A 9,818-nucleotide genomic window follows, 5' to 3' on the forward strand; every position below is an offset into this window, starting at 1 on the left:
CGCGGGTGCGGAGCCGGAGGGAACGGCGGCGTGCGAAAAACAACAACCCAAAGCGCGCCGCACAAGGCCCTTTGAGGTGGACAAGTGCCGGGCTTTGCGGCTAACGCTCCGATCATAACAGATCCCCGAGAGTTCATGATGACGGATATAGTGTACAAGATCGTGCCGGAAACACTCTGGCGCCAGGCGAAGGAAAAGAGAGTCTTCGAAGGTGCGGGGATCGACCTCAAGGATGGCTATATTCATTTCTCCACGGGAGTTCAGGCGAAGGAGACGGCCAGATTGCATTTTGCCGGCGTCGCCGGTCTCGTGCTGGTGGCCGTCAACGCGCCGCTGCTCGGCGACGCGCTGAAATACGAAGCCTCGCGCGGCGGCGATCTCTTTCCGCATCTCTATGGAACGCTGCCGTTCTCGGCGGTGCTCTGGGAAATGCCGCTCCTGATCGGCGCCGATGGCCTCCATGCCTTCCCGGAGAAAATGCCATGATCGGTCCGTTCGCGGGCCTTGCCTCCCGCAGCCTCTTCCTGCTCGACCCGGAGACCGCCCACGGCCTTTCGGTCGCCGCGCTGAAAACCGGTCTCGTGCCCGCCTGCCGGGTGCAGGCCGATCGGCGTCTGGTGCAGACCGTCGCCGGCATCGATTTTCCGAACCCGGTCGGCCTTGCCGCGGGTTATGACAAGAATGCCGAGGTGCCGGATGCCATCCTGAGGCTCGGCTTCGGTTTTGCGGAAATCGGCACGGTGACGCCGAAGCCGCAGACCGGCAATGACAAGCCCCGCATCTTCCGCCTGGTGGAAGACCGGGGCGTCATCAACCGGCTCGGCTTCAACAACGAAGGCCACGAGGCCGCCTTCGCGCGCCTTTCCGCCCGCCGCAGCGCACCCGGCATTGTCGGGGTCAATATCGGTGCCAACAAGGATTCGGCCGATCGCGTCGCCGATTACGTGGCGGGCATCCGGAAGTTCTATGGCCTCGCCACCTATTTCACCGTCAACATCTCGTCGCCCAATACGCCGGGCCTGCGCGACCTGCAGGCGCGCGACAGCCTGAAGGCGCTGCTGGATGCGGTGCTGGCCGCGCGCGCCGAAGAGGCGTTGCGCCATGGAAGGTCCGTGCCTGTTTTCCTGAAGATCGCGCCCGACCTGACCGAGGAGGGGCTGGACGACATTGCGGCGGAAGCGATCTCCCATCCGCTCGATGGCCTGATCGTCTCCAACACCACGCTCGCCCGCGATGGATTGAAGGACCAGGCCCAGGCAAGGGAGGCGGGTGGCCTTTCCGGCGCCCCGCTTTTAAGGCGTGCGACGGCGGTTCTTGCGAAGGTGCGCAGGCGCGTCGGCCCGGAGCTGCCGATCATCGGCGTCGGCGGGGTCGGCAGCGCCGGCGATGCGCTGGAGAAGATCCGCGCCGGGGCCGATCTCGTGCAGCTCTATTCCTGCATGGTCTATGAAGGGCCGGGCCTTGCCGCGACGATCGTCCGGGGCTTGTCCGCGCTTCTCGACCGGGAAAAGGTCTCGTCGATCCGCGAACTGCGCGACGGCCGCCTCGACTATTGGGCGGACACGAAGCTCTGACGCGCCTTGCGCGGCACCATGGCCGCCAGGAAAAAGCCGCGTATCAGCAGGAAGAGGTTGAGCGACAGCCAGAGCCCGTGATTGCCGATCAGCGGCACGAAAAGGGCAAGGCTGGCGCAATAGCCCGCAAACGACACCAGCATCATGTTGCGCATCTCGCGTGACCAGGTGGCGCCGATGAAAACGCCGTCCATCTGGAAGGCGAGCACGCCGGTCAGCCCCGTCAGCGCCGCCCAGGCCAGGTAGGTATGGGCCTCCCGCCGCACCTCTTCGGATGTCGTCAGCAGATCGATGATCGGTTCGCCGAAGGCCATGAAGAACAGCCCCGCGATGGCGGCCATCGCGAAGGACCAGAGGCCGGTGAGCTTCAGTGCCCGGTCGAAGGAGGGCCGGTATCGCGCCCCGACGGCACGGCCGGCAAGCTGTTCCGCGGCGCCCGCCAGCCCGTCGAGGAAGAAGGCCGACAGCATGAAGATGTTCATCAGCACGGCATTGGCTGCCAGCGTGACGGCGCCGAAACCCGATCCCACCCGCGTCAGCAGCGCGAAGGCGCTGTTGAGGATGAGCGAGCGGATCAGGATGTCGGCATTGAGCTGGAAGAGCTGCCTCAGCTTCGCGGGGTCGAAGAGTTCTGCACGTTTCGGCCTGTCGGCCGCGGAAAATTGCCGGCTGACGATGACGAGGCCGATCGCCACCGCGACGGTTTCCGCCATGGCGGTCGCCCAGGCGACACCCACCACGCCCCAGCCGAGAACGATGCCGAAGAGGATGGCGAGCGCGATGTTCGTGCCGTTGAGGATGATCTGCAGGATGAGGCCGGTGACGCCCTGGCCCCTTCCCAGCACGAAGCCGAGGATAGCGAAATTGGCGAAGGTCGCCGGGCTCGTGAGCACGCGGATGCCGAAATACTGGCGCGTCACGGCGGCGACGGCAGGCTCGCTGGTCATCAGGTCCGGCGCGAAGGCGAGGATCAGCGGCGAAAGCGCCAGCATGAGGATGCCGAGCCCGAATGCGCCGAGCAGCGCCCGCCAGAACACGGCCTGCTGCTCGCGCCGGTCGCCGCGTCCGAAGGCTTGCGCCACGAGCCCGGTGGTGGAGGTGCGCAGGAAGCTGAGGCTGCCGTAGATCAGGTCGAAGAGGATGGCGCCGATCGCCAGTCCCGCCAGCGCTTCCGGCCTGCCGAGATGGCCGACGACGGCGGTGTCCGTGAGGCCGAGGAGCGGCGTGGTGAGGAAGCCGAGCGTCATCGGGATCGCGATCCCGAGCACCAGCCGGTGTGTAACCTCGAATGGCCTGACCCGTTCTTCCCCTCTCTGGATGTCCCCCCGGCCGTCCATGGTCAGCCCGACAGGACCATGGCCCAGTAGGGCCGGGCGCCGGCCGATGTCCGGGCCATGGCGACCCCGAGGCCCTTGTAGGTGCCGAGCATGTTTTCGAGGTGCTTGGGCGAATCGATCCAGGCCTTCACGGCGGCCTCGACCGTGTTCTGGCCGCTCGCGATGTTCTCGGCCGCGGGCAACACCACGTCGTTTTTCTTCATCCTGGCGCCGAAATCGTCGCCGAAGCCGATCAGGTGCTTCATCTCGTCGGCCTTGGCCATGCGCGCCGCCTGGTAGGCGGCGGCCTTTCGCGCCGGCGTATCGAGCGCCAGCGAGGAAAGGCCGCGGTTCCGGCGCAGCGTGTTGACCATGGGCAGTGCCGTTTCGGTTTCGTCCTCCGCGTCCGCGGTCGGCGTCAGAACCGACGTGGTGGAACAGCCGGCCATGATGAGGCCCATGCCGGACAACACGAGGAACCCCCGGCGGGAGGAAATCTGGAAAGCGGCCATCTCAGCGCCGGTAGCTCAGGATGCGCAGGACGATGAAGATCGGGATGACGATGATCGCGCCGAGCAGGATATAGTCGCCGACCCTTCCGAGCGCCCGGAAGCCGTTGTACCAGAGGTCGAGGACATAATAGCGGATATTGTCCACGATATTGTCGGGCGTGAAGCCGAAGAACGCCAGCACGAAGCCCACGATCAGGCACACGACGATGAGCTTCACGATCGTGCGACCCGGCGTATCGCCCAGAAACCTGTTGACCCCGTCCGCCATTCCTGTCCTTCTCCGAATTGCGTTTGAGAGATAGTCGGCAGCCGCCTCGGCCGCAAGCATTTCTCCGAATTCCACTTGGATAGAACTTGAGTTTTTTTGTGGCTTCGGCGAAGAACCCGCACCTTCAGGAACCGTTCCGATGCTGCCAAGCCAGTTTTCCTCCGGCGACGTGATCGCCGACCGCCGCGCCGATTATGCCCGCATGCTGGCGGAAGGCCGCGATTTCGCGGCGGCCTCCGAACTGATGGAACAGGCGCTGGAGATCGCGCCCGGCTGGGCCGCCGGCTGGTTCCGGCTCGGCGAGTATCGCGAGAAGGGAGGGATCGAGGCTGCCGGGGATGCGTACCGGCAGGCGCTGGCGCTACAGCCCGACGACGTCTTCGGCGCGCGTTTGAAGCTTGCGCTCCTCGGCGTGGAAGAGACGCCCGACCGGCCGCCGAGCCGTTACGTCGAAGGCCTGTTCGACGACTATGCGGACCGTTTCGACACCGCGCTGGTCGAGAAGCTGGGTTATTCGGTTCCCGGCAAGCTCGCGGCCCTGGTCGCGCCGCATGCGCCGTTCGGCTGCACCGTCGATCTCGGCTGCGGCACGGGTCTCTTCGGCGCCGAAATCCGCGGAAAGACGACGCGTCTCGAAGGTTTCGACCTTTCCCTCAACATGCTCGCCAGGGCAGAGGCCAAGGGCATCTACGATCATCTCGGCCAGTCGGATCTCAGCCTCGCGGCGGAGGAATCGGGTCTCTTTGCGGACCGCCTTCCCGGCCATCGCGCCGATCTCGTCTCCGCAGCCGACGTGCTGATGTATCTCGGCTCGCTGGAGACCGTCTTTCCCCTGGTCGCCGGACTTTTGTCTCCCAGAGGCTTCTTCGCCTTCTCGGTCGAGGATGCCGGCGAGGAAGGGACGTTCGTGCTGCGGGATTCCCTTCGTTATGCCCATTCGGAGGCCTTTATCCGCTCGCTTCTCGCCCGTTTCGGCCTCGACCTCCTCGGGCTGGAAAGGACGGTCATTCGCATGGATGCCGGAAAACCCGTGCGGGGCATTCTGTTTCTGTCGCGCAAATCCGCCTGACGGATCGTTTCTTGCTTTTTTCCGCGCCGGCCCGACGCCGCTTGAATGCCCTTGATGACGGTTTTATTGCAGTGCAATATCACCTGAAACAAAAGGGGCAGACGTTGGCTGGACAGCCGAAGCAGGTTCAGAAGAGAAGCCTTGGCTTCTACAGCATCGATCCATCGAAGCATACGACCCTGGAGGACGCGCAGGGGCTGTTCACGGGCGCCATGGTCGCCGCGCTCGGCTTCTATTTCCTCAACAAGGTCGGTTTGCTGACCGGCGGCACCGCGGGCGTCGCATTCCTTCTGCACTATGCGTTCGGGATTTCGTTCGGCCTGCTGTTCTTCATCGTCAACCTGCCGTTCTATTATCTCTCGTTCCGGCGGCTCGGCCTCGGCTTCTCGCTGAAGACCTTCGTCGCCATCGGCCTCGTCTCGGTGATCTCCGAAATCGAGAGCCGTTTCTTCCTGATCGACTATCTCCACCCCTTCTGGGCGGCGCTGCTCGGAGGCCTGCTGCTCGGTTACGGCCTGCTGGCGCTCTACCGCCACCGGGCGAGCCTCGGCGGCGTCGGCATCCTGGCGATCTACATCCAGGACCGGTTCGGAATCCAGGCGGGCCTCATCCAGCTTGCCTTCGATCTCTGCGTGATGCTTTGTGCTTTCGCGGTGGTCAGTCCCATGACCGTGGTCTGGTCGGTGGTCGGCGCCGTCGTCCTCAACCTCTTCCTGGCGATCAACCATCGCTCGGATCGATACATCGTGGTGCGCTGATGGCGGATGCTTCCGTGAAGAAAAGTCCGCTCGGTTTCTGGTCCTCCAGTTCGCACAGGCATTCGCCGGTCGAGGACGTGCAGGGCATCGCCGCCGGCAGCATGCTTGCCGCGCTGGGCGTGACGATGCTCGCCAAGGCGGGGCTTTTGATCGGCGGCACCGCCGGTCTCGGCTTCCTGATCCGCTATTCGACGGGCCTGAGCTTCGGCCTCGTCTTCTTCGTGCTCAACCTGCCGTTCTATTGGGTCGCCTACAGGCGGCTCGGTCCCGCCTTCACGCTCAAGACCTTCGCGGCGGTGGCACTCACCTCCGGCCTGACGGAAATCCTGCCCGGAGCAGTGGTTTTCGATCATATCCATCCGGTCGCCGCGGCGCTGTTCGGCGGGTTGCTGCTCGGCACCGGCATGCTCGCGCTCTTCCGCCACCGCGCCTCGCTCGGCGGTTTCGGTATACTGGCGCTCTATCTGCAGGACAGGTTCGGCTGGCGGGCCGGCTTCGTGCAGCTCGGCCTCGACGGGCTGGTGCTGGCGCTCTCCTTCTTCGTCGCCAGCCCCTATGTCATCCTCTGCTCGATCCTTGCGGCGGTGACGCTGAACCTGACGCTCGCCATCAACCACCGCACGGACCGTTACATCGTCCGCTGACTGCCCTGAGGGAGCCCTCCGGTCAGGCGGCCTTTGCCGGCTTGTCGACCGGATGCTGCGAGCGGAAGCCGACGGCGAGCCTGTTCCAGACGTTGATCACGCCGATCGCCACGGTGATCCTGGCCATTTCCGCTTCGGTGAAATGCGCTTGTAGCGTCTCGTAGGCGCTGTCCGGAATGCCCGTGTCGGCAATGCGGGTGACCGCATCTACCCAGGCCAGCAGGGCGCGTTCCTTTTCGTCGTAGACGGGCGATTCCCACCACACGCTCATCAGGTTGATCCACTGCTCCGGAAGACCGTCATGGCGGCTTTCCTTGACATGCATGTCGACGCAGTAGGCACAGCCGTTGATGATCGAGGCCCTGAGCTTGATCAGGTGGATGAAGCGGCGTTCGAGGCCACAGTTCTGGACGTAGTTTTCGAGGTCCAGGACGGCCTTGTAGGCGTCGGGCGCGGCCTTGTGGGCGTTGAAACGGGTCTTCATGGTATTCTCCTTGGGTTGGGCCTCAGCGGGCCGTTTTGCGTTCGTGGATTTCGAGGAAGGCGCAGCCGCGGGCGGCGATCCCGCCGTCGTCCGTCGCCTTCAGGTCCGCCAGAAGATCCGCAATCGTCACTTTGGCGAGTTCGGCGCGATAGGCCCGTTCGGCCTTCAGCATCGCGGCATTGATGCCGCAGGGCCGGGTGAAATAACGGCCCGGCAGCGGGTTCGGCCCGCGCTGGCGGATTTCGGCGCAGCGGAAGGCGGGTTGCGGGCCCTCCACCGCCAGCACGATGTCAAGCAGGGTGATCTCCTCCGGCCTTTTCGCCAGCCGGTAGCCGCCCTTCGGTCCGGGCACGGTCTCCACCAGCCTGGCCCCGGAAAGTGCTTGCAGGTGTTTCAGGAGATAACTCGTCGAAACGCCATGGAACTCCGCCAATGCGGCCGCCGCAAGCACGCCCCCTTCGGAGATGCCCGAAAGCATGGTCATGCAGTGGATCGCCTGTTCGACGCCGTCGCCGAGTTTCATCGTTTGTCTCCTAATCATGGATAATATTTATCCATGATTATCTTTCGGCGTCAAGTGCCCTTCTTTTTCGCCGGCTTCCGCTTATCTTGAGCGGCGTGGATACCGTCGAAACCCTCGTCCCCGGCCGTGATGCCGCGCTCCTGCCCCGGCCGTTCCAGACATGGTTCGCCGAAAAGGGCTGGCGGCCGCGTGCCCATCAGTTCGAACTGCTCGCCCGCGCCACCGCCGGCGAGAACATGCTGCTGATCGCGCCGACCGGCGCCGGCAAGACGCTTGCCGGTTTTCTGCCCTCGCTCACCGATCTCACGCGTCGCGGCAAGATCCCGCCCGGCTCCGCCTTCGTCGGCATCCACACGCTCTACGTCTCGCCATTGAAGGCGCTGACGGTCGATATCGAGCGCAACCTGATGAAGCCGGTGACGGAAATGGGGCTTTCCGTCACGGTCGAGAACCGCACCGGCGATACGCCGCAGGCCAAGCGCCAGCGCCAGAAGCTGAACCCGCCGGATATTCTCCTCACCACGCCGGAACAGGTGGCGCTGCTGCTCGCCAACAGGGAGGCGGAACGTTTCTTCAAGGACCTGAAATACGTGGTCCTCGACGAGCTGCATTCGCTGGTCACCTCGAAGCGCGGCCACCTTCTGTCGCTCGATCTTGCCCGCATCCGCAGGCACGCCCCGGATGTCCGGGCGATCGGGCTCTCGGCCACCGTCGCCGACCCGATGGACCTGCAGCGCTGGCTCGTCCCCCAGGGGGAGCATCCTGCGTCGCCCGCCGGCCTCGTGCATGTCACGGGCGGCGCGGCGCCCGATATCACCATCATGAAGACCGAGGACCGCATTCCCTGGTCCGGCCATGTCTCCACCTATGCGATGCCGGAGGTCTATGACGAGATCAAGCGCCACGGGACGACGCTGATCTTCGTCAATACCCGCTTCCAGGCGGAGCTCCTGTTCCAGACGCTCTGGACGATCAACGAGGACAACCTTCCGATCGCCCTGCATCACGGTTCGCTGGATGCCGGTCAGCGCCGCAAGGTCGAGGCCGCCATGGCGGCGAACAGGCTGCGCGCCGTCGTCGCCACCTCGACGCTCGACATGGGCATCGACTGGGGCGATGTCGATCTGGTCGTGCATGTCGGCGCGCCGAAGGGCGCGTCGCGGCTTGCCCAGCGCATCGGCCGCTCGAACCACCGGATGGACGAGCCTTCGAAGGCGATCCTCGTGCCCGCCAACCGCTTCGAGGTGATGGAGTGCCAGGCGGCGCTCGATGCGAATTATCTCGGCGCGCAGGATACGCCGCCGGTCGGCGAGGGCGCGCTGGATGTGCTCGCCCAGCATGTGCTCGGCATGGCCTGCGCCGAACCTTTCGATCCGGTCGAGCTTTACGGGGAGATCACCTCCGCTTCGCCCTATGCGAACCTCTCCTGGGAAATGTTCGAGCGCGTCGTCGATTTCGTCGCGACCGGCGGTTATGCGCTGCGCACCTACGAGCGTTATGCGAAGATCAGGAAAACCGGGGACGGCCGCTGGCGCGTTTCCAATCCCCAGATCGCGCGGCAATACCGCTTGAATCTCGGCACCATCGTGGAGGCGACCGAGCTCAACGTCCGGCTCGTCCGCCGCAACAACGGTTCGCTCGGGCGGGGAGGGCTCTCCCTCGGCAAGGTCGAGGAATATTTTCTCGAACAGCTTGTGCAGGGGGACACCTTCCTCTTCGCGGGCAAGGTGCTGCGCTTCGAAGGCATCCGCGAGAACGAATGCCTTGTCTCCAGCGCCTTCTCGCTCGATCCGAAAATTCCCGCCTATGCCGGCGGCAAGTTTCCGCTCACCACCTATCTGGCGGCGCAGGTCCGCTCTATGCTCGCCGATCCCGATCGCTGGCGCGCCCTGCCGGATCAGGTGCGTGACTGGCTTTCCATCCAGCGCGCCCGCTCGATCGTGCCGAAGCAGGACGAACTGCTGATCGAAACCTTTCCGAGAGGAAAGCGCTTCTTCCTGATCGCCTATTGCTTCGAGGGCCGGCTGGCGCACCAGACGCTCGGCATGCTGCTCACCCGCAGGCTGGATCGCCTCGGCGCCCATCCGCTCGGGTTCGTGGCGACGGATTATTCGCTGGCGGTTTGGGGGCTCTCGGACATGGGGGCGATGATCGGGGCCGGGCGCCTCAGCCTCTCCGATCTCTTCGACGAGGACATGCTGGGCGATGACCTGGAGGCCTGGCTGAACGAAAGCTACATGCTGAAACGCACCTTCCGCAATTGCGCCGTGATTTCCGGTTTGATCGAGCGCCGCCATCCGGGCAAGGAAAAGACCGGCCGGCAGGTGACGGTCTCGACCGACCTGATCTACGACGTGCTGCGCACCCACGAGCCGGATCATATCCTTCTCGAGGCGACGCGGCGGGATGCGGCATCGGGGCTTTTGGATATCGGCCGGTTAGGCGATATGCTGAAGCGAATCAGGGGGCACATCACCCACCGCGATCTCGACCGCGTTTCGCCGCTCGCCATTCCGATCATGCTGGAGATCGGCAAGGAGCCGGTGCCGGGCGAGGCGCAGGATGCGGTGCTGCAGGAAGCCGCCGAGGACTTGATCGCGGAGGCCGGATTATCGGATGCGGGGCCTGTCCCGAGGATCTGACCACATACAACGGACATCATGCCGGGCT

General features: G+C 64.7%; 11 protein-coding genes. 6 read left to right on the top strand and 5 right to left on the bottom strand.

The genetic code is table 11. The features are described from left to right. Positions 1-135: 135 nt before the first annotated feature. The gene (locus tag ACFFP0_RS14390) at positions 136-486 is read left to right on the top strand and encodes a DUF952 domain-containing protein (RefSeq protein WP_377261839.1); all 351 of its coding nucleotides are present in this window, start codon (positions 136-138) and stop codon (positions 484-486) included. Then, a complete protein-coding gene (locus tag ACFFP0_RS14395) occupies positions 483-1,574 on the top strand; it encodes a quinone-dependent dihydroorotate dehydrogenase (RefSeq protein WP_377261841.1) in 1,092 nt (363 codons plus the stop codon). Before ACFFP0_RS14390 ends, ACFFP0_RS14395 begins: the two co-directional genes overlap by 4 nt. Here the strand turns inward: ACFFP0_RS14395 and ACFFP0_RS14400 are convergent. Genes ACFFP0_RS14400 through ACFFP0_RS14410 form a run of 3 tightly spaced genes read right to left on the bottom strand, consistent with a single transcriptional unit; the run spans position 1,550 to position 3,670 of the window. Then, entirely contained in the window at positions 1,550-2,911 is a 1,362-nt protein-coding gene (locus ACFFP0_RS14400) for an MATE family efflux transporter (protein WP_377261843.1), read from the bottom strand. The genes ACFFP0_RS14395 and ACFFP0_RS14400 overlap by 25 nt on opposite strands. A 2-nt stretch (positions 2,912-2,913) precedes the next feature. Next, positions 2,914-3,402: a CAP domain-containing protein gene (locus ACFFP0_RS14405; protein ID WP_377261846.1), complete on the bottom strand. Its 489-nt coding sequence runs from the start codon at positions 3,400-3,402 to the stop codon at positions 2,914-2,916. A gap of 1 nt (position 3,403) precedes the next feature. Next, positions 3,404-3,670, bottom strand: coding sequence for a DUF6460 domain-containing protein (locus ACFFP0_RS14410; protein ID WP_377261848.1), 267 nt, complete (start codon positions 3,668-3,670; stop codon positions 3,404-3,406). A 139-nt stretch (positions 3,671-3,809) separates the two neighbouring features. On the opposite strand from ACFFP0_RS14410, the gene ACFFP0_RS14415 reads away from it, so the two are divergent. From ACFFP0_RS14415 to ACFFP0_RS14425, 3 genes are all read left to right on the top strand, one after another. Then, on the top strand, positions 3,810-4,739 hold the full coding sequence (locus tag ACFFP0_RS14415) for a class I SAM-dependent DNA methyltransferase (protein ID WP_377261850.1): 930 nt from the start codon (positions 3,810-3,812) through the stop codon (positions 4,737-4,739). A gap of 104 nt (positions 4,740-4,843) precedes the next feature. Continuing rightward, complete coding sequence (locus ACFFP0_RS14420) at positions 4,844-5,497, top strand: YitT family protein (RefSeq protein WP_377261852.1); 654 nt, start codon at positions 4,844-4,846, stop codon at positions 5,495-5,497. Further along, positions 5,497-6,141 carry a YitT family protein gene (locus tag ACFFP0_RS14425; RefSeq protein ID WP_377261855.1) on the top strand — a complete coding sequence of 215 codons (645 nt, stop codon included), beginning with the start codon at positions 5,497-5,499 and terminating at the stop codon, positions 6,139-6,141. The genes ACFFP0_RS14420 and ACFFP0_RS14425 overlap by 1 nt, the downstream gene beginning before the upstream one ends. Before the next feature lie 22 nt (positions 6,142-6,163). Here ACFFP0_RS14425 and ACFFP0_RS14430 read toward each other — a convergent pair whose 3' ends face one another. After that, complete coding sequence (locus tag ACFFP0_RS14430; protein WP_377261857.1) at positions 6,164-6,625, bottom strand: carboxymuconolactone decarboxylase family protein; 462 nt, start codon at positions 6,623-6,625, stop codon at positions 6,164-6,166. Between the two features lie 22 nt (positions 6,626-6,647). Next, complete coding sequence (locus tag ACFFP0_RS14435) at positions 6,648-7,148, bottom strand: RrF2 family transcriptional regulator (protein ID WP_377261859.1); 501 nt, start codon at positions 7,146-7,148, stop codon at positions 6,648-6,650. 95 nt (positions 7,149-7,243) lie between these two features. On the opposite strand from ACFFP0_RS14435, the gene ACFFP0_RS14440 reads away from it, so the two are divergent. Beyond that, entirely contained in the window at positions 7,244-9,790 is a 2,547-nt protein-coding gene (locus ACFFP0_RS14440) for a ligase-associated DNA damage response DEXH box helicase (protein ID WP_377262338.1), read from the top strand. The last annotated feature ends 28 nt before the right edge of the window (positions 9,791-9,818 follow it).

Source organism: Neorhizobium puerariae, from assembly GCF_042429745.1.
GTDB classification, from domain to species: domain Bacteria; phylum Pseudomonadota; class Alphaproteobacteria; order Rhizobiales; family Rhizobiaceae; genus Neorhizobium; species Neorhizobium puerariae.

Bases quoted from the DNA above. Each gene is read 5' to 3' on its own strand.
- ACFFP0_RS14415 (WP_377261850.1), top strand. From the start codon at position 3,810: ATGCTGCCAAGCCAGTTTTCCTCCGGCGACGTGATCGCCGACCGCCGC.
- ACFFP0_RS14405 (WP_377261846.1), bottom strand. From the start codon at position 3,402: ATGGCCGCTTTCCAGATTTCCTCCCGCCGGGGGTTCCTCGTGTTGTCC.
- ACFFP0_RS14430 (WP_377261857.1), bottom strand. From the start codon at position 6,625: ATGAAGACCCGTTTCAACGCCCACAAGGCCGCGCCCGACGCCTACAAG.
- ACFFP0_RS14435 (WP_377261859.1), bottom strand. From the start codon at position 7,148: ATGAAACTCGGCGACGGCGTCGAACAGGCGATCCACTGCATGACCATG.
- ACFFP0_RS14410 (WP_377261848.1), bottom strand. From the start codon at position 3,670: ATGGCGGACGGGGTCAACAGGTTTCTGGGCGATACGCCGGGTCGCACG.
- ACFFP0_RS14425 (WP_377261855.1), top strand. From the start codon at position 5,497: ATGGCGGATGCTTCCGTGAAGAAAAGTCCGCTCGGTTTCTGGTCCTCC.
- ACFFP0_RS14395 (WP_377261841.1), top strand. From the start codon at position 483: ATGATCGGTCCGTTCGCGGGCCTTGCCTCCCGCAGCCTCTTCCTGCTC.
- ACFFP0_RS14400 (WP_377261843.1), bottom strand. From the start codon at position 2,911: ATGGACGGCCGGGGGGACATCCAGAGAGGGGAAGAACGGGTCAGGCCA.
- ACFFP0_RS14390 (WP_377261839.1), top strand. From the start codon at position 136: ATGATGACGGATATAGTGTACAAGATCGTGCCGGAAACACTCTGGCGC.